The sequence below is a fragment of the Pseudomonas sp. URMO17WK12:I12 genome (assembly GCF_000514395.1).
Taxonomy (GTDB): domain Bacteria; phylum Pseudomonadota; class Gammaproteobacteria; order Pseudomonadales; family Pseudomonadaceae; genus Aquipseudomonas; species Aquipseudomonas mucoides.
Genome location: NZ_AZVV01000003.1, coordinates 101,510 through 118,900 on the forward strand (window position 1 = coordinate 101,510; position 17,391 = coordinate 118,900).

The window sequence follows — 17,391 nt, forward strand, 5'->3', positions numbered from 1 at the left end:
CGCGTGCTGAAAACCTGGCCAGGCTCTAAGTGCCACAACCCACCTTCGCACTCGCCTTCCAGGCTCCCGCACCTCCCTTGCAAAGAGTTCAGGGGTATCTTGGCAGCCCTGCGTGACGGTTCAACGGCCACGGAGGGAGCGTCCCGGCCATCAAGGTGCGCATGACGGACACAACACGCTAGCTGAACTGTTCACGGTACTGACTGGGGGTCAGGCCAAGCTTTTCGCCGAACAGGAAACGCATGTGGCGTACGCTGCCAAAGCCGCTTTTGAACGCCACCGTCTTGAGCGGCAGGTCACTGGTTTCCAGCAGGCTTCTGGCGCGGTCGATGCGCGCGTTTTGCAAAAACTCCATCGGTGTCATGTTCACTTCCCGGGCAAAAACCCGGGTGAAGTGCCGCGCACTCATGGTTGCCAGACCGGCCATGCGCTCGATGCAGAACGCTTCATCCAGGTGTTCCAGCACATAGTTTTGCACCCGGGTGATCGGCGTTTCGTGCGGTGCAACCGTGGCCATCAACGGGCTGAATTGCGCCTGTCCGCCCTGGCGCTTCATCACCACCAACAGCACTTTGGCCACGTCCTGCGCGACTTTTTTGCCATGGTCTTCGGCGACTACCGCCAGCGCCAGGTCGATGCCGGCGGTCACGCCGCCGGAGGTGATGAGGTTACGGTCCAGCACGTAAATCTGATCGGTCTCCACGGTGGCCTTGGGGAAGCCTTTGATCAGCCGTTCGGTGTAGTGCCAGTGAGTGGTCACGCGGTAACCGTCGAGCAAACCGGCGTGCCCCAACACGAAAGCCCCCGTGCAGATCGAACCGTATCGCCCGGCGCGATTCACCGCGCCCGTGAGCCAGTTGAGCAACGGCGGGTGTTTCTCGTTATAGGCACCGGGGCCGCCCGGCACCAGCAGCAGGTCGTAGCCTTGAGTTGCCTGATCAATGTGCAGATCGGCCTGGACGTTGACGCCGTTGGACGCACGCAATGCGCCGGGTTCGGTGCCGATGGTCGTGAGGACGTAGTGGTCAGCCGGGGCCAGGTAGCGGTTGGCGATGGAAAACACCTCCATGGGACCGGCCATGTCGAGCAGGAGGAAGCCCGGGAATAACACCATTGCCACGGTTTTCATGGGTTAGAAATCACTGAAGTCAAAAAAGAATACCGGCCAGACACCGGTCCCTGTAGGTGAGCCTGCTCGCGATGGCGGGGTATCAGTTGATATCAATGTTGACTGACACATCGGGATCGCGAGCAGGCTCACTCCTACAGGGGGTTGTGTGTAAGGCGTTAAAAGGGTGCTGTGCATTATGGCCAATCGTGGCGCCTGTGTCGGGAAAGAATGCGTGATCGTCCGCACACTACTGTCAACCTCATCGGGACAGTGTTTCAATTTTCATCTACTTATTGCACCCACCAGTAACCATTAACCTTCTCCTCACTCGGACGAATCAACGTCCCAACAGGAGATTTCATCATGCTGACCCTTCGCAAAGCTTCTGATCGCGGCGCGGCCAATCACGGTTGGTTGAAGTCGTTCCATACCTTTTCCTTCGCCAACTATCGCAACCCCAAAGAACAGGGTTTTTCAGACCTGCTGGTGATCAACGATGACCGCGTGGCGGCCGGTAAAGGCTTCGGCCAACACCCTCACCGCGACATGGAGATTTTCTCCTACGTGCTCGAAGGCGCGCTGGAACACAAGGACACGCTGGGTACCGGTTCGGTGATCCGTCCGGGTGATGTGCAGTTGATGAGCGCCGGCAGTGGCGTGGCCCACAGCGAGTACAACCACTCGGCGACACGGCCCGTGCATTTCCTGCAAATCTGGATCGTGCCGCAAGTCAGCGGCGCCAAACCGCGTTATCAGCAAGAGCACTTCAGCACGCAAAAGAAACGCGGACGTCTGCAACTGATCATCTCCCCCGACGGCGACAAGGGTTCGCTGAAAGTGCGACAGGACGCACGTGTGTACGCCACGCTGATCGACGGCAAGGAAAGCGCTGCGCTGGAACTGGCGGCGAATCGTTATGCTTATGTGCACGTGGCCCGTGGCAGCGTTGAACTCAATGGCGTGCAGTTGCAGGAAGGTGATGGCGTGCGGGTTCGCAATGAGCAGGTGCTGACGTTGAGCAACGGTGCGGATGCTGAAGTGCTGGTATTCGACCTGCGCCCGCAAGAGCTGCCTGAAATGCCATAACTGTTAAACGCAAATCCCTGTAGCAGCCGGACGCAGGCTTCGCCAGCGGCTACAGGTGTGTTATTCGCCGGTGCCGGAGAACACCGCGACAATTTCATCGATCACCGCCCGCACCCGCGCGGTGTGCCGCAAGTCGGCGTGGGTCACCAGCCAGACGTCATACGGCAGCGGTCGGGTGCGTTCCGGCCACAGCCTGACCAACCCGTCCCTCTCCCCCATGTACACCGGAATTTCCCCCAGCCCGATACCCGCCGCAATCGATCGACGCACCAACAGGCTGGAGCTCAGGCTCGACACAATCCGCCCGCGATGCAACGGCTCCGACACCAGCGTCATGTCCTTCTGGTTTTGCAAGTACGGCTGATACACCACCAGATCATGCCCCTCGAACGCCGAGCCCGGCGCCGGCACGCCGTGGGTGTCCACATACGCCTGCGACGCAAAAAGCCCCACCGGCCAGCGGGCGATTCGTCGCGCGATCAGGTCCGGGTTATCCGGCCGGGTATTGCGCACGGCGATGTCGGCTTCGCGTTTGGCAAGGCTGAGAATCTGCGTCGAGGCGTCCAGTTGCACACGTACGTCGGGGTGCTGTTGATGCAGGCGCGCAATGGCCGGGATCAGAAAATCGATGGCCATGGAATCGGTGGTGCTGACCCTGACGAGCCCGGTCAAGCGGTCATCCAGCCCCTGGATCTGCCGCTGCAGCTCCAGCGCCGAGCGCTCCATTTTTTCCACCGCCGCCAGCGCCGCCTCGCCGACGGCGGTCAGTGCATAACCTTCCGAGGTGCGCAGGAACAACGTGGCACTCAATGACTTTTCCAGCGCCGTAATCCGTCGCCCCACCGTGGCCTGATCGACCCCCAGCACCCGCGCGGCGCCGCGCAGTGTCGACTCTCGGCAAACCGCGAGAAATACCCGTGCGTCATCCCAATTCATGCGGCTCTCCTACCGATGCATATACGCATCACCATAACGCAAAATCGCTGCGTTATTGCATCAGATAATCGCGGTAGGCTGAAGGCCAGCAAACACCTCTCAGGATCCTGCTCATGCACAGCTCATCGACCCCCTCGCGACGCGCCATTTGGCTGCCGATCTTCGCCGGCCTCAGCGCCAGTCTGGTCAGCATTGGCCTGGCGCGGTTTGCGTACACGCCGTTGATTCCCGCATTGATCCAGGCGCACTGGTTTTGCGCCAGCGACGTGGTTTACCTCGGCGCCGCCAACCTCGTGGGCTATCTGATTGGCGCCCTGATCGGCCGCCCTGTCGCGCAACGCACCTCCAACAAAACCGCGCTGCGGCTGATGATGTTGGCGGTGACATTGTCGTTTTTCGCCTGTGGCTTTCCCTTGTCGGTGAGTTGGTTCTTTGGCTGGCGCCTGCTGTCGGGCGTTGCCGGTGGCGCGATCATGGTGCTGGTGGCCGCGACCGTGTTGCCCCACGTGCCGGCATCACGCCGCGGGTTGGCCAGCGGTGCGATTTTTCTAGGGATTGGCCTGGGCATTGCCGGTTCGGGGACGATTGTTCCGCCGTTGCTGAGCCTTGGCTTGCAGCAGACCTGGTTTGGCCTCGGTCTGTTGTCCCTGGTGCTCACCGCTGCCAGTTGGTTCGGCTGGCCGTCAGAGGCGCACCACCCAGCCGTCGCGCCGTCAATCGACGAGCCCAAGACGGCCACTGATCCACGGGTATACCTGCTGTTCGCTCAATACGCGTTCATGGCCGCCGGACTGGTGCCCGCCATGGTGTTTCTGGTGGATTACGTCGCCCGTGGTCTCGGTGCCGGGCCGCACGTCGGCGCACTGATTTGGGTGATGTATGGCCTCGGCGCGATTATCGGGCCGGTGAGTTATGGCTTTCTGGCGGATCAGTTCGGCGCGAAGGTCAGTATTCGCGTGGTGCTGGTGGTGCAAGCAATTGCCGTTGGCCTGTTGGCGATATCGAGTTCCTTTACGGCGCTGGCCTTGCTGGCGGTGATTCTCGGCTCGTTCCCGCCGGGCATCGTCCCGTTGGCGCTGGCACGGGTTCACGAACTGATCCCGCAGCATCATCAGCAGCAAGTGGCCTGGAGCCGCGCGACGGTTTCGTTCGCCACCTTTCAGGCCATCGCCGGGTTTGCCTATTCGGCGTTGTTCAATGCCAGCGGCGGTCATCACGCCTTGTTGTTTGTCATCGCGGCCGGTGCGATTGTGGTTGCACTGCTGCTGGAACAGGGCATGCGTTTGCTCAACCGTCGTGATGATTTGCTGCCTGTTTTGAACTGAATCACCGCTCCCTCAATGCGGTCCCACTGTTATGACTTCTCTGTCCCAGGACTTCGACATGACCTTGCCTCAAACCATGACCCTGATTGAAATCACCGAGCCCGGCGGCCCCGAGGTGTTGAAGCCGCGTCAGGAGCCGGTGCCCACCCCGGCGGCGGGCGAAGTGTTGATTCGCGTACACGCTGCGGGGATCAACCGCCCTGATGCGCTTCAACGTGCCGGCAAGTACCCGCTGAAACCCGGCATGAGCCCGTTCCCGGGGCTGGAAGTGGCCGGGGAAGTGGTGGCCATCGGCGCCGGCGTCAGCGAATTCATTGTTGGCGACAAGGTCTGCGCGCTGACCAACGGCGGCGGCTACGCGCAGTATTGCGTGGCACCGGCCGGCCAGACACTGCCGATCCCTGAGGGGATGGATTGGGTGCACGCGGCGGCAGTCCCGGAAACCTTCTTCACGGTGTGGGCCAACCTGTTCGAGATGGGCGGCGCCAGCAAAGGCCAGCGCGCCCTGATCCACGGCGGCACCAGTGGCATCGGCACCACCGCGTTGATGTTGTGCCGCGAGTTCGGCGTCAAGGCATTCGCCACGGCGGGCAGCGAGGACAAGTGTGCGGTGATCCGCCAGTTGGGGGCCGAGCCGATCAATTACCGCGACCAGGATTTCGCCGAGGTCATCGCGCAAAAAACCGCCGGCAAAGGGGTAAACGTGATCCTCGACATCATGGGCGGTTCGTACCTGAATCCCAATATTGCGGCGCTGGGCATGGAGGGTCGACTGGTGATGCTGGGCTTTCTTGGTGGTGCTCACGCCAAGGATGTCGATTTGCTGGCGATCATGGCCAAGCGCGCGATCATCACCGGTTCCCTGTTGCGCTCACGCACCCGCGAAGAAAAGGCCTCGATTGCTGAACAGTTGCGCGAGTACGTCTGGCCAGTGCTCGCCGCCGGGCGTTGCCTGCCGATGATCGACAAGGTGTATGCACTCAACGATGCGTCACAGGCCCATGCGCGGATGGAGGCTGGGGATCATGTTGGGAAGATTGTGTTGAAGGTGGATTGATCGGGATTTTCGCTTTGCCGGCAATGGCCCCATCGCGAGCAAGCTCGGCTCCCACAGTGGTTTTGTGAACACCGGGGATCCCATGTGGGACCGACGGTGCGACGATTCGACTTGCCAGCGATGGGGCCCGATCGTTCACCCCACAACCTCGTACGGCTGTCGAAATTCTTCCCGCCCCCACCACGCATCTGTTAAAACCCGTCCTTTCCTGCTGATCTTCCGGACCATCGCATGTTGTCGAATTGGTTGAGCCGCTTAGGCCGTCGCTGGCTACCGTTGCTGTGCATGGCCGCGCTGATCGTCGGACTGCCGGTGAGTTGTGGCGTGCTCAAATACAAGGAACGCGAGCTGCTGTTTCGCATCGAGCCGGGCACCGCCGGTTGGTACCGCGGCCTGCCGAGCGATGTGCAGGAGTTCGACATCAAACCCGCCAGCTTCAAGGCCGGGCAAAACCTGCATGCCTGGTGGTGGCCAGCCGCGCGCCGGGATGCGCCGTCGATCCTCTACCTGCACGGTGTGCGCTGGAACCTCACGGGCCAGGCGTTTCGCATCGAGCAATTGCGCGCCATGGGTTACTCGGTGCTGGCCATCGACTACCGAGGGTTCGGCCAAAGCAAAGGTGACTTGCCCTCGGAAGCCAGTGTTTACGAAGACGCCCGAGCGGCCTGGGAGCGTTTCACCCAGATGCAACCGGACGCCAACAAGCGCCTGATCTACGGCCATTCCCTGGGCGGCGCGGTGGCCATCGACCTCGCGGCAGACCTGGCCGCACAAGCGAAAAAGCACCATGACCCCGTGCCCGTGCGCGGCCTGGTGATCGAGTCCACGTTCACCTCGCTGGGCGATGCCGTGGCGCAAGTGGCCGACAGCAACCTGCCCGTGAAATGGCTGCCAGTGCGTTGGCTGGTGTCGCAGAAATTCGATTCCATCGACAAGATCGTCGGCATCGACATGCCGCTGCTGGTGGTCCACGGCCTGGCCGACCCGTTCATGCCTTCACGCTTCAGCCAGCAATTATTCAATGCCGCCAATGAACCCAAGCGCCTGCTGCTGGTGCCCGGAGGGACGCATAACAACAGCATGATTCTGGGTGGCAGTCAGTATCGCCAGGCAATCGATGGTTTGATGAAAGCCAAACCTAGCGGTAACCCCGGGCTTGCAGGTTGAACAGCTGCGCGTAACGCCCGCCCGCCTCCACCAGGCTGTCGTGATCGCCACGCTCGAGGATCGTGCCCTGGTCCAGCACGATGATGTGGTCTGCATTGCGCACGCTGGAAAACCGATGGGAAATCAGCAACGTCATGCGACCTTCGGTGTGCTCGCTGAAATGCTCGAACACCGCCGCTTCCGCCGCCGGATCGAGGGCCGACGTCGGCTCATCGAGAATCAGGATATCGGCATTGCGGCGCATGTAGGCGCGCGATAACGCGATCTTTTGCCACTGCCCGCCGGACAATTCCTGCCCTCCGGCAAACCATCGTCCCAGCTGCGTGGCATACCCGCGATCCAGACGCTCGATGAACGGCGCGGCCATGCCTTGGGCCGCCGCATCCTGCCAGCGCTGTTCATCGTTGAACGCCAAGGTGTCGCCGACGCCGATGTTTTCGCCCACCGAGAATTGGTAGCGGATGTAATCCTGAAAGATCACGCCGATGCGCTGCCGCAGCGCGACCTCCTGCCATGTCTGCAAATCGCTGCCGTCGAGCAAAATGCGCCCTTGATCGGGGCGGTACAAACGGGTCAGTAACTTGATCAGTGTGGTCTTGCCCGAGCCGTTCTCCCCCACCAGCGCCAGGCTGCGCCCCGGCACCAGGTGCAGGTCAATGCTTTCCAATGCGGCATGACTCGCCCCCGGATATGTGAAGCCGACGTTCTCGAATCGCAGACCATCGCCAGGCACGGCACCTTCCGTGAGCGTCCCGGTATCGGCCACCACCGGTTCGGCCAGGTACTCGTAGAGATTCGACAGGTAAAGGCCATCTTCATAGAGCCCGCTGATGGCGCTCAAGCTGCTGCTGACGGCGGTTTGTCCCTGCTTGAACAACACCAGGTACATGGTCATTTGCCCCAGGGTGATCTGGCCGTGAACGGCATCGACCACCACCCACGCATACGCCAGGTAGAACGCCGCCGTGCCGAGCAGGCCGAGGACAAATCCCCAGCCATCGCGACGCAACGTCAAGCGGCGGTCTTCGGCGTAGAGCCGCGCGAAGGTGTCGCGATAACGCTGCAACAACAGCGGCGCGAAGCCGAACAGCTTGACCTCTTTGATGTACCCCTCGTGGGAAAGCAGCGTCTCGATGTAATTCTGCTGCCGGCTCTCCGGCGCCCGGCGGGTGAACAGCCGAAACGCATCCCCGGAAAAATGCGCCTCGGCGAAAAACACCGGCAATGCACCGACCACCAGCAGCACCAGCGCCCACGGCGAAAAGTGCACCAGCAACACGCCAAAGCTGATCAGCACAATCAGGTTCTGGATCAGCCCCAACGACTTCATCACCAACGCCAGCGGCCGGGTCGACGCCTCGCGCCGCACCCGCACCAGCTTGTCGTAAAACTCGGAGTTCTCGAACTGCACCAACGACAACGTCTGGGCTTTCTCCAGAATCATCGTGTTGACCTTCTGCCCCAACTGCACGCGCAACAGCGACTGCTGAACCGACAGCGCCCGCTGCGTACCGGACAACAACGCCAACACCCCCGCCTCCATCAACACATAACGCACCACCGGCCACAACGGCGCACTGCCCTGCTGCGCGTGCAACTGCATGGCGCTGACCACTGCGTCGACGATGCGTTGACCGATCCAGGCGGCCAGCGCCGGGAGGACACCGGCAATCAGGGTGGCCAGGACCAGGCCGAGGAACAATCCACGGGAGGTGCCCCAGACCAGAAGCAAGGCGCGTCGGGCCTGGTCGAACAGAGCGGTGAGGCGGTTAAGGGCCGCTGGCATGGGGGGAAAGCTCGCAGAGGGCAAACAAGGTGACAGGGTACTTCAGCCCGGCAATGTGCGTGATGCGAATCAACTGTAACGTTTGTTCGCTTGACGCAAGAGGACGTCAGGATGAGGATCGACCGACTTTCAGATCACTGAGCAAGGAAGCCGGGATTGATACCTGAATGGAACCCGGAGGGACTTATCCCTCCCATCAATGAACAAAACCCTGCCGGGATGGATCGATCTCCCTATGAGGTTGATCTCTTGGCCTTCATAGAACGCTTCGCGATCAGTCAGGATCGATGTCAAATTCTGCATGGCTATCTCTCGCATCGCTCTGAGCTGCACAGGATGGGCATGGCTGAAGGATTCCAATGGCTGAACGGTAGTTTTGCAGAGAACATTGAGCTGATTGATCAGCGCGCGACCTACCTGACGTCATGGTTGCACGAGTACAACTGGCATCGCCCGCATGCCAGCCTGAGTTATTTGCCACCAATTAGCCGAATAGCATCCGTGAACAACGTGGTGGGTTTACACAGCTAGCACATGAATAGAAACGAATACCTGCACACGTCGGCAGAGCTCCTCTTTCTGGAGAAGCAGCTAGCCAAACCTGGGCTCAGCAAGCTATCCGCAATGTCCATTCGCTCTCGAATTGCGCAAGCGACATCAGCGCTTGAAGCGAATAGTCAGAACACGCACCAACCTGCGAAGGTCGTCATTACCTATCGTGGCGCCCCCGTTTTAGGTACTCAGGGGGTATTGGCCGAATTTGGTACGGCAGCAACGCAAGCGTTCAGTGAAGCTATTGCTACCATTGCGGCGTCAATCTCCGGAACTCTTGCCGATAAAGGCCCTATTCCAAATCGGTCAAACAATCAGTTACTCATAACGGGAACGGCGCTCGGCTCTTTTGGCTTCGAACTGGAGGAAGTCCCTCCTGCGGCGCAAGCGGAAATGGAAGGGATCTCTTTGGTTTCACAAGCCATCGACCTTATGACCGAGTTGCTCGAAGCCACGACGAAGAGTGATGAAGAACTCTCCGAACCGGTGTCGAGATTGGCCGATAGAGCCCTGTCGAGCGTCGCAGATTTTCTGGGGAAGCTGTCCAGCTACGACGCTTCTTGTTCTCTGACCACCCCCACCCGTCAATTTCAGTTCACAGACAGTGAACAGGTCCGCAAAAGCAAGACTCGGCTAAGCCTGGATAACATCCAGGAAACGACAGAGACGTTCACGGGTGAGTTTATTGGAGCGCTCCCGGATAAGCGGGCATTCGAATTTCGGACCATCGACGGTTTGGTTATTTACGGAGGTATCCCAAGAGCGATCCCCAATCCGAATGAGGTGAACGCGAATCTCTATAAAACCTACGACATAACATTAAGCGCCAAGCGAATCGGCTCCAGCAAACCTCGCTATATCCTTCAGCGCTTTCCTTGGAATGACTGATACACCAGAACAGTCGACTTTACTCCACACCCACCTGAAACCGCGCCCGATACCGCCCCGGGCTCTCCCCCGTCCATTTCTTGAACGCTCGATGAAACGCGCTCGGTTCCTGAAAGCCCAGCCGTTCAGCGATGTCGCTGATGCTCGCCTTGCTCTGGCGTAATTGTTCAAACGCCACGCCGCGCCGTACTTCGTCCTTGATCTCCTGATACGAGCAGCCTTCGCGCTCGAGTTTGCGGCGGAAAGTGCTGGGGCTCAGGTGTTGTTCGAGGGCGAAATCCTGCAGGGTCGGCCATTCGCTGTAGTCGCTGTTGCGCAGGCGCTGGTGGACTTGCGAGGCCAGGCCGTGTTGGTTGCGGAAACGGATCACCAGCCATTGCGGGGCCGTGCGCAGGAATACTTTGAGTGAGGCCAGGTCTTGCACCACCGGCAGGCGCAGGTAGTGGCTGGCGAATTCGATTTCGGTGCGCTCGGCGCCGAAGGTCAGGTTGGGGCCCCACAGCAGGCGGTCGTCACTGAGGGACACGCGCTCATGGCGGAAGTCCGCGCGGTCGATGGGAATGCGTCGTCCGCCGAGCCAGCACAGCAGGCTGATCATCAGCACCAGGAACGTCTCTTCGCCGAAACGGCTGACGTCGTCGTTTTGCGCGTGGGTGTCGAGGCTGATGATTGCGCGCTTGCCGCGCACGCTCAGGGTGCCGCGGAAGTCGCGCAGGAACAGGCCGAAATTGGCCAGGCACTGGCGCATGGCTTTGTGCAGGTCGGGTTCTTGAATCAAGGCGCGGCAGATCAAGGCGAAGCTGCCCGGCGGCATGCCGTGGGAGTCGAGCCGGAAAAACTCGTCGTTCAACTCGCGGATCTGAATCAGCCACAGCTCGGCGAACGCGCTGGCCGGCACCCGCGCCGTGGGATCAGCCATCAACGCCGGGTCGATACCGGCCTGTTCCAGCACAGCCGTCAGGCGCTGCGAATCTCCTCCCAGAGCGTGGATCATGGCCTGCACGAAATAAACGGCAACCGAGTCGTTTTCCCGCATGTGAACGTTTCGCTCCCTGACACTTGAATGGCAAAAAACACCAGCAGCGTTGAACAGTTGCGGCATAGGACAACTGAACGGCCGGTTCTAGACTCGCGGCCAATAGTACGCCTTCGACCGTTGTGACGGCCAAGGTATCGCAAGGTATGAGTGGAAGGACGGCAAGATGAATCTGCAAAACATCGGCGTGATCGGCGCGGGCACCATGGGCAACGGGATTGCGCAGGTCTGTGCGCTGGCCGGCTTCACCGTGACCCTGATCGACATCTCCGAAAGCGCCCTGCAAAAAGCGCTGGCCACCGTCAGCAAAAACCTCGATCGCCAGGTCGCCAAGGCAACGCTGACCGAGGAACAGAAACACGTCGCCCTCGACAGGATTCGCACCAGCACCCAATACGACAGCCTGAAAAACGCGCAACTGGTGATCGAAGCGGCCACCGAAAACCTTGACCTGAAACTGCGCGTGCTGCAACAAATCGCCGCGCAGGTCAGTGCCGAGTGCGTGATTGCCTCCAACACCTCGTCGCTGTCGATTACCCAACTCGCCGCCAGCGTCAGCCAGCCTGAGCGTTTCATCGGCCTGCACTTCTTCAACCCGGTGCCGGTGATGGGCCTGATTGAAGTGATTCGCGGCCTGCAAACCAGCGACGCCACCCATGCCCTGGCCCTGGACATGGCGACCACCTTGGGCAAAACCGCGATCACCGCCGGCAACCGCCCGGGTTTCGTGGTCAACCGGATTCTGGTGCCGATGATCAATGAAGCCATTCTGGTGTTCCAGGAAGGACTGGCCAGTGCCGAAGACATCGACGCGGGCATGCGCCTGGGCTGCAACCAGCCGATCGGCCCGCTGGCCCTGGCCGACCTGATCGGCCTGGATACCTTACTGGCCATCATGGAAGCCTTCTACGACGGCTTCAACGACAGCAAATACCGCCCGGCTCCGCTGCTCAAGGAAATGGTCGCCGCCGGTTATCTGGGTCGTAAAACAGGACGTGGCTTCCATGCCTATGCCTGAGCGTTGCTCGCGCTTTGCCGAGTACCGGGACAAAGTGCTGGAGTTGTTTGCCAGCAAGGGTTTCGGTCAGGTCGGCATGCGTGAGCTGGCGACGTGCCTGGGGCTTTCCGCGGGCTCGTTGTATCACCATTACCCGAGCAAGCAGCACTTGCTGCTCGACCTGATCGAGGAGTTCTACGAAGAGCTGCTGGCGACCCTGGATCGCCTCGATCAAAAGGGCCCGGCGAAACGCGACAAGCTGCAAAACCTGATCCGTGCGCATTTGAATCTGCACCGGGAAATGCCGTGGCATTTTCGTCTGGCGGAACGCGACAGCGGTTGCCTCAATGACGAGCAACAGGCGCGCGTCCGGCAATTGCGCGAGCAATACGAACACCGCCTGCTGCTGATGCTCGGCACCAAACCGCGGGTCGGTGAACAGGCGAGACGCGCCACAGCACACGCCATCGCCAATTTGCTCAACAGCGCCCCCAGTTGGTTGATGCAACATCCGCTGAACGACCATGAGCGCGATGAACTGCTGGAAAACATGGTGAGCGGGGCCATTGAGCGTCTACTGCGGCCTTCGGCGCCACGCGCGGTGGCGTGAGCACCTGATGCAAGGTCAGGTGCACGCGTGTCCAGGCGATAAAACACCCCGCTTCAATAGAAAAATCATCTAAACGAATTTTGCCAAACCCTCCCTCTAACGCTTTGCTAATGGCGTCCAATTACTGTGGGCCGGGGGTCGATCAGCCACGCCCGGCCTCCTTCGTTACCGGGAGCACACCATGAAAATCAACCCCTACCTGATCTTCAACGGCGACTGCAAAGCGGCGTTCACTTTCTATGAGAAAAGTTTGCCCGGCAAGATCGAAGCCATGATGACCTTCGGTGAAACCCCGGCCGGCGAGCACGTGCCGACAGACCTTCATAACCTGATCATTCACACCCGCCTGGTGGTGGGCGATCAGGCGATCATGGGGTCTGACACCACACCGGATCGTCCCGTCGATGACATGGCCGGTTTTTCGGTGTCGCTGAATGTCGACAGCATCGCTGAAGCGGAACGGGTCTTTAATGCCTTGTCGGAAGACGGCACCGTGCAAATGCCGCTGGAACAGACGTTTTGGGCGGCGCGTTTCGGCATGCTGGTGGACCGGTTCGGCGTGTCGTGGATGGTCAACTGCGAGAAGGATCAGTAACACGCTTTGGCCTCCGGCCTGAAAAAGCCCAACCTGCGAACGTTGGGCTTTCTGGCAACTCCCGGACCGTCTGCTACCGTCAACAAGCCACCCGCGTGGCAACGGATTGTTCGGAGGACACCCGCTATGCCTGCCCATGCCCCTTGGTCCACCCGCTGCAAAATGTCGCTGCTGGCGGGAGGGCTCGCCGCCGCCCTGCTCGCGCTCAATGGCTGCGCCACCGTCGATGCCCAGACCACAGCCTATGTGGGTGTCGAACATCCGGCCCCAACACTGGCCAGTGAAGTGGTGGTGTTGCGCACCGAGCCCCTTCGCCCGCATGTTCGGTTGGGTGAAGTGCTGATCGATGCCAGCGTCGACCCAGCCCCGCCGATTACACAGGTTGAAGAAAAGCTGCGGGAGGAATCCGCCAAGCTTGGCGGCGATGCCGTGGTCGTGGTTTACGACCATATCGGGACCGTCGGCGCGTATGTCAGCGGGCCGCTGTGGAGCCGCGACATCGAAACGATTCAGGGCCGCAAGCTCAAAGGCATCGTGATCAAGTACAAGTAATCGCTCGGTGAGTGGAAGTGTTCAGCCCTTGACGCACACCACCTGGCGCAAGGTGTGCAGCACTTCCACCAGTTCGCGCTGGGCGTGCATCACGTCGTCGATGTTTTTGTAGGCCATCGGGATTTCATCGATCACCGCCGCATCCTTGCGACATTCCACGTGGGCGGTGGCGCGAACCTGATCCTGGACGGTGAACAGACTTTTCGCCTTGGTGCGGCTCATGGTGCGGCCGGCGCCGTGGCTGCAGGAGCAGAACGACTGCTCATTGCCGAGCCCGCGAACGATAAAACTTTTCGCGCCCATCGACCCCGGAATGATCCCCAACTCGCCCTTCTTCGCCGACACCGCACCTTTGCGGGTGACCAGGATGTCCTCGCCGAAGTGCCGCTCTTTTTGCACGTAGTTGTGGTGACAGTTCACCGCTTCCAGCGCCGCCTCGAAGGGTTTCCTGATCACTTGCCGGGTCGCTTGAATCACCGATTGCATCATCAGCGCACGGTTCTGTCTGGCAAAATCCTGCGCCCAACCCACGGCTTCGACGTAATCGTCAAAGTGCCGACTGCCTTCCTTGAAATAGGCCAGGTCACGGTCCGGCAAGTTGGCGAGGTGCTGTCGCATGTCGGCCTGGGCCAGTTGGATGAACAGGTTTCCGATGGCATTGCCGACCCCGCGAGAACCACTGTGCAGCATGAACCAGACCCGGTCGGTCTCATCCAGGCACACTTCAATAAAGTGGTTACCGCTGCCCAACGTGCCCAAATGCCCACGGTTGTTGGTGTGGGCGAGTTTCGGGTACTTATCGGTGATTGCCTTGAACCGTGAAGCCAGCGCCGACCAGGCATGATCGGCCTGTTTCGGAACACTGTCCCAGGCGCCTTTGTCCCGGACGCCACGTCCCAGCGTGCGGCCATGGGGCACCGCTCTCTCGATGGCGCTGCGCAAACCGTGCAGGTTGTCGGGCAAATCCGCAGCGGTCAGCGTGGTGCAGGCGGCGATCATGCCGCAGCCTATATCGACGCCGACGGCCGCCGGGATGATCGCGCCCACGGTCGGAATCACGCTGCCGATGGTCGAGCCCTTGCCCAGGTGCACGTCAGGCATCACCGCCAGATGCTTGAAGATGAACGGCATCTTCGCGGTGTTGATCAGTTGCTGCCGGGCTTCGTTTTCGACCGGGACGCCTTCGGTCCAGAGCTTGATCGGCTTGCCGTTGGCGACGTCCAGCCGTTGGTAGGTCGGGGTTTGCATAATGTTCGAGCGTGTCTCAACTGCCTGCACCGCCATGTGCTTCCTCAAAGAAATAGTCTTTCCAGCTGTCTGCCTTGTTTTTCAGCACCCCTAACGTCTGCAATTGCTCGGCATAGATATAGGTTCGCTGTGGCACCACGGTGAAATCGATTTCCGGGTCGGCGACGATTTTCTCAACCAATGGCAAGGATAGTTTCGATTGCTCCACGCGGATATAGGTCTGGGCCGCTGCGGGCTTATCAGCCTTGATAATCTGCTCTGCCTCGGCCAGCGCTGCGTAAAACGCTTTGTAGGTTTTCGGGTTTTCGTCGTGGAATTTTTCGGTGGTGTACAACACGTTGAACGTGGCCTGGCCACCCAGTACGTCGTAGGAACTCAGCACCTTGTGCACGTTGGGACTTTGCAGTTCCTGGTACTGGAACGGCGGGCTGGAGAAGTGTGAGTTGATCTCTGAACCGCCGGCGATCAGCGCCGACGTTGCATCGGGGTGGGCCAGGCTGATCGAGATATCGTCAAACTTCTTGAAATTGTCCACGCCAAACTGTTTGGCCGTTTCGATCTGCAAGGTGCGCGACTGGAAACCTACCCCCGCCGCCGGCACCGCGATTCGGTCCTTTTCGGTGAAGTCCTTGAGGCTTTTCACATTCGGATTATTGGTCAGCAGGTAATTGGGCATCGACCCCAGCGAGGCAATGGCCTTGACGTTTTGCTTGCCCTTGGTCCGGTCCCAGATCGTCAGCATCGGCGGCACGCCGGCCGACACCACATCCAGCGCCCCGGCCAGCAGCGCTTCGTTCATGGCGGTGGCCCCGGAGATGCTGTTCCAGTCGACCTTGATGTCGAGGCCCTGCTCCTTGCCGTGTTTTTCGATGAGCTGCTGGTCGCGCACCACATCCAGAATCAGGTAACCGATACCAAATTGCTGGGCAATGCTGATTTTGCCTTCGGCCTGAACCACCGGGCTGAGTAATGCGCTCAGCGCCACCACGGAAGTGGCGAACAGGGTTAGTGCGGAGCGCTTGAAAGGTGTCGTCATGAAAACCTCGGGGGTGACTGGCCAATGCCGATAAATTAAGGAATGGCACAACCTACAAAGTATGTGTTGGCTGGGGGCTTCAGAGCTTGGCGATCGAGACTTCGGTGGATTTAACGAAGGCAATCACTTCGCTGCCCACTTTCAGTTCAAGGTCGCGCACCGAACGGGTGGTGATCACTGAGGTGACGATGCCGGAGGCGGTTTGCACGTCGATTTCGGACACCACTTCGCCTTGGACGATTTCCTTGATAACGCCCTTGAACTGGTTCCGGACGTTAATCGCTTTGATGGTCATGATGAGGCTTCCTGTCTGATGTCGGGCCAATACGCACAAAATGTGCAGGCCTCCAACGTGCACCCATCAGGCAAGCAATAAAAGGAATATATAATTATCTATTTATTCTTTTTAGATATAACAAAGCCCGCTCTCGCTCCCTGCTTTCAGGCGAAACAGACGACCTTGGCCATTAGATTGCCATCCCTCTTGATTTCACTCAAAATTGACAGCTAACGCTTCGATAATGGACTCCATGAAGCGCCCTTCCCTATTTCAACCTCTCTCGATGGGCAACAACGCCCGTCGACGAAATCACTCAAGGATTTACATGGAAACCGCACTGCCACCGAAGAAAATCTCCGGTCTTATCACGCGCATCATGGGCGGCATCAGTGCACTGCTGGCTGCTATGTGGGGGTTGATCACCTATGTGTTTCCAGACCCTACCGTGTTCGGGCTGAGCTTTCTGAACTGGAAAAACGTGATCCTGTTCATGAGTGCCTTTGTTTTTCTGTCGGTCATTTTCCTGGGCTGGTATGCCAGCCGCCTCCCGCAGATGCTCAAAGGTGCAATGCTGGTGATCCTCTCGGCGGGCCTGGCGGTGATTTTTTTCGCATTGGGTGGTGAATACGCAAAACCGAGTTTCGACTTCGCCCGTAACCAGCAGAAATTCATCGAGAACGGCGGTGCCAATATGTTGGGCAAACGCATCGAGGTGATTGACGGTGTGCGCATCGAACTGTTGGGCTGCGAGAAAATCGGGCGTTCGCCCAACTGTGATTTCGAGCTGACGAATACCCGCCTGGACGGTGAATTTCACTTCAACTCCGACACAAGTCTGTTCGAAGAAACCGGTGGGGCGCTGAACATCGACAAGATGCAGGTAGGCTCTTCAAAGTTCATGAACCGCGAAACCTTCCCGGTTGTGCGCGGCGTACCCACGCGGGTGAGATTGGCGTTTGAGCAAGGACGCGGTGATTTACAAAATTCCCCTGCACTCAAGCTGAGCCTGCGGACCAATCACGGCGATGACAGCGTCGTGAAATTCAACGACGTCGAGATCAAGTAAGCGACGTTACAGAGCATTCGCGACACCGTATGCGCAGTCGAAAGGCGCATACGGTCATTTAAA

The 17,391-nt window shown here is 59.5% G+C and carries 17 protein-coding genes and 2 pseudogenes; 12 read left to right on the top strand and 7 right to left on the bottom strand.

The features are described from left to right. Positions 1-178: 178 nt before the first annotated feature. Positions 179-1,129: a GlxA family transcriptional regulator gene (locus tag D882_RS0100455; protein ID WP_027921417.1), complete on the bottom strand. Its 951-nt coding sequence runs from the start codon at positions 1,127-1,129 to the stop codon at positions 179-181. A gap of 345 nt (positions 1,130-1,474) precedes the next feature. Between D882_RS0100455 and D882_RS0100460 the strand changes: the two genes are divergently transcribed. Beyond that, positions 1,475-2,197 (top strand): pirin family protein, encoded by a 723-nt coding sequence (locus tag D882_RS0100460; protein WP_027921418.1) that lies wholly within the window; start codon positions 1,475-1,477, stop codon positions 2,195-2,197. A gap of 60 nt (positions 2,198-2,257) precedes the next feature. On the opposite strand, the gene D882_RS0100465 is transcribed toward D882_RS0100460, so the two are convergent. Continuing rightward, positions 2,258-3,133, bottom strand: a complete 876-nt coding sequence (locus tag D882_RS0100465) for a LysR family transcriptional regulator (protein ID WP_027921419.1) — start codon at positions 3,131-3,133, stop codon at positions 2,258-2,260. 113 nt (positions 3,134-3,246) lie between these two features. Here D882_RS0100465 and D882_RS0100470 point away from each other — a divergent pair, with 113 nt between their 5' ends. The 3 genes from D882_RS0100470 (at position 3,247) to D882_RS0100480 (ending at position 6,682) form a co-directional block, all read left to right on the top strand. Next, a complete protein-coding gene (locus D882_RS0100470) occupies positions 3,247-4,458 on the top strand; it encodes a YbfB/YjiJ family MFS transporter (protein ID WP_027921420.1) in 1,212 nt (403 codons plus the stop codon). Positions 4,459-4,516: 58 nt separating this feature from the next. Continuing rightward, positions 4,517-5,515 carry an NAD(P)H-quinone oxidoreductase gene (locus tag D882_RS0100475; RefSeq protein ID WP_027921421.1) on the top strand — a complete coding sequence of 333 codons (999 nt, stop codon included), beginning with the start codon at positions 4,517-4,519 and terminating at the stop codon, positions 5,513-5,515. Positions 5,516-5,746: 231 nt separating this feature from the next. Continuing rightward, positions 5,747-6,682, top strand: coding sequence for an alpha/beta hydrolase (locus D882_RS0100480; RefSeq protein ID WP_027921422.1), 936 nt, complete (start codon positions 5,747-5,749; stop codon positions 6,680-6,682). Here the strand turns inward: D882_RS0100480 and D882_RS0100485 are convergent. After that, a complete protein-coding gene (locus tag D882_RS0100485) occupies positions 6,654-8,468 on the bottom strand; it encodes an ABC transporter ATP-binding protein (protein ID WP_027921423.1) in 1,815 nt (604 codons plus the stop codon). The two genes, D882_RS0100480 and D882_RS0100485, sit on opposite strands and share 29 nt — an antisense overlap. A 156-nt stretch (positions 8,469-8,624) precedes the next feature. Between D882_RS0100485 and D882_RS1000000133380 the strand changes: the two are divergent. The 3 genes and pseudogenes from D882_RS1000000133380 to D882_RS0100500 all read left to right on the top strand — a co-directional run. Then, a pseudogene (locus D882_RS1000000133380) lies at positions 8,625-8,843 on the top strand (hypothetical protein); the annotation flags it as partial. Positions 8,844-8,867: 24 nt separating this feature from the next. Next, positions 8,868-8,999 (top strand): annotated as a pseudogene (locus tag D882_RS1000000133005) (integrase core domain-containing protein); the annotation flags it as partial. Positions 9,000-9,002: 3 nt separating this feature from the next. Then, a complete protein-coding gene (locus D882_RS0100500; RefSeq protein ID WP_027921424.1) occupies positions 9,003-9,908 on the top strand; it encodes a hypothetical protein in 906 nt (301 codons plus the stop codon). A gap of 19 nt (positions 9,909-9,927) precedes the next feature. On the opposite strand, the gene D882_RS0100505 is transcribed toward D882_RS0100500, so the two are convergent. After that, the gene (locus tag D882_RS0100505; RefSeq protein WP_027921425.1) at positions 9,928-10,944 is read right to left on the bottom strand and encodes an AraC family transcriptional regulator; all 1,017 of its coding nucleotides are present in this window, start codon (positions 10,942-10,944) and stop codon (positions 9,928-9,930) included. 166 nt (positions 10,945-11,110) lie between these two features. Here D882_RS0100505 and D882_RS0100510 point away from each other — a divergent pair, with 166 nt between their 5' ends. The 4 genes from D882_RS0100510 (at position 11,111) to D882_RS0100525 (ending at position 13,698) form a co-directional block, all read left to right on the top strand. Further along, positions 11,111-11,962, top strand: coding sequence for a 3-hydroxybutyryl-CoA dehydrogenase (locus D882_RS0100510; protein WP_027921426.1), 852 nt, complete (start codon positions 11,111-11,113; stop codon positions 11,960-11,962). Further along, positions 11,949-12,551: a TetR/AcrR family transcriptional regulator gene (locus D882_RS0100515; RefSeq protein WP_027921427.1), complete on the top strand. Its 603-nt coding sequence runs from the start codon at positions 11,949-11,951 to the stop codon at positions 12,549-12,551. Before D882_RS0100510 ends, D882_RS0100515 begins: the two co-directional genes overlap by 14 nt. A 181-nt stretch (positions 12,552-12,732) precedes the next feature. After that, complete coding sequence (locus D882_RS0100520; RefSeq protein ID WP_027921428.1) at positions 12,733-13,146, top strand: VOC family protein; 414 nt, start codon at positions 12,733-12,735, stop codon at positions 13,144-13,146. Positions 13,147-13,272: 126 nt separating this feature from the next. Beyond that, a complete protein-coding gene (locus D882_RS0100525) occupies positions 13,273-13,698 on the top strand; it encodes a hypothetical protein (protein WP_027921429.1) in 426 nt (141 codons plus the stop codon). Positions 13,699-13,719: 21 nt separating this feature from the next. Here the strand turns inward: D882_RS0100525 and D882_RS0100530 are convergent, their stop codons facing one another. From D882_RS0100530 to D882_RS0100540, 3 genes are all read right to left on the bottom strand, one after another. Further along, positions 13,720-14,946, bottom strand: a complete 1,227-nt coding sequence (locus D882_RS0100530) for an RtcB family protein (protein ID WP_027921430.1) — start codon at positions 14,944-14,946, stop codon at positions 13,720-13,722. A 16-nt stretch (positions 14,947-14,962) separates the two neighbouring features. Continuing rightward, on the bottom strand, positions 14,963-15,982 hold the full coding sequence (locus D882_RS0100535; RefSeq protein WP_027921431.1) for an ABC transporter substrate-binding protein: 1,020 nt from the start codon (positions 15,980-15,982) through the stop codon (positions 14,963-14,965). A gap of 79 nt (positions 15,983-16,061) precedes the next feature. Next, positions 16,062-16,277, bottom strand: a complete 216-nt coding sequence (locus D882_RS0100540; protein WP_027921432.1) for a molybdopterin-binding protein — start codon at positions 16,275-16,277, stop codon at positions 16,062-16,064. Between the two features lie 310 nt (positions 16,278-16,587). Here D882_RS0100540 and D882_RS0100545 point away from each other — a divergent pair, with 310 nt between their 5' ends. Beyond that, complete coding sequence (locus D882_RS0100545) at positions 16,588-17,328, top strand: hypothetical protein (protein ID WP_027921433.1); 741 nt, start codon at positions 16,588-16,590, stop codon at positions 17,326-17,328. Positions 17,329-17,391: the final 63 nt, after the last annotated feature.

Excerpts from the sequence above, each read along its gene's own strand:
- D882_RS0100480 (WP_027921422.1), top strand. The coding sequence starts at position 5,747 with ATGTTGTCGAATTGGTTGAGCCGCTTAGGCCGTCGCTGGCTACCGTTG.
- D882_RS0100465 (WP_027921419.1), bottom strand. The coding sequence starts at position 3,133 with ATGAATTGGGATGACGCACGGGTATTTCTCGCGGTTTGCCGAGAGTCG.
- D882_RS0100510 (WP_027921426.1), top strand. The coding sequence starts at position 11,111 with ATGAATCTGCAAAACATCGGCGTGATCGGCGCGGGCACCATGGGCAAC.
- D882_RS0100530 (WP_027921430.1), bottom strand. The coding sequence starts at position 14,946 with ATGCAAACCCCGACCTACCAACGGCTGGACGTCGCCAACGGCAAGCCG.
- D882_RS0100460 (WP_027921418.1), top strand. The coding sequence starts at position 1,475 with ATGCTGACCCTTCGCAAAGCTTCTGATCGCGGCGCGGCCAATCACGGT.
- D882_RS0100485 (WP_027921423.1), bottom strand. The coding sequence starts at position 8,468 with ATGCCAGCGGCCCTTAACCGCCTCACCGCTCTGTTCGACCAGGCCCGA.
- D882_RS0100545 (WP_027921433.1), top strand. The coding sequence starts at position 16,588 with ATGGAAACCGCACTGCCACCGAAGAAAATCTCCGGTCTTATCACGCGC.
- D882_RS0100475 (WP_027921421.1), top strand. The coding sequence starts at position 4,517 with ATGACCTTGCCTCAAACCATGACCCTGATTGAAATCACCGAGCCCGGC.
- D882_RS0100500 (WP_027921424.1), top strand. The coding sequence starts at position 9,003 with ATGAATAGAAACGAATACCTGCACACGTCGGCAGAGCTCCTCTTTCTG.
- D882_RS0100535 (WP_027921431.1), bottom strand. The coding sequence starts at position 15,982 with ATGACGACACCTTTCAAGCGCTCCGCACTAACCCTGTTCGCCACTTCC.
- D882_RS0100525 (WP_027921429.1), top strand. The coding sequence starts at position 13,273 with ATGCCTGCCCATGCCCCTTGGTCCACCCGCTGCAAAATGTCGCTGCTG.
- D882_RS0100505 (WP_027921425.1), bottom strand. The coding sequence starts at position 10,944 with ATGCGGGAAAACGACTCGGTTGCCGTTTATTTCGTGCAGGCCATGATC.
- D882_RS0100515 (WP_027921427.1), top strand. The coding sequence starts at position 11,949 with ATGCCTATGCCTGAGCGTTGCTCGCGCTTTGCCGAGTACCGGGACAAA.
- D882_RS0100470 (WP_027921420.1), top strand. The coding sequence starts at position 3,247 with ATGCACAGCTCATCGACCCCCTCGCGACGCGCCATTTGGCTGCCGATC.
- D882_RS0100540 (WP_027921432.1), bottom strand. The coding sequence starts at position 16,277 with ATGACCATCAAAGCGATTAACGTCCGGAACCAGTTCAAGGGCGTTATC.
- D882_RS0100455 (WP_027921417.1), bottom strand. The coding sequence starts at position 1,129 with ATGAAAACCGTGGCAATGGTGTTATTCCCGGGCTTCCTCCTGCTCGAC.
- D882_RS0100520 (WP_027921428.1), top strand. The coding sequence starts at position 12,733 with ATGAAAATCAACCCCTACCTGATCTTCAACGGCGACTGCAAAGCGGCG.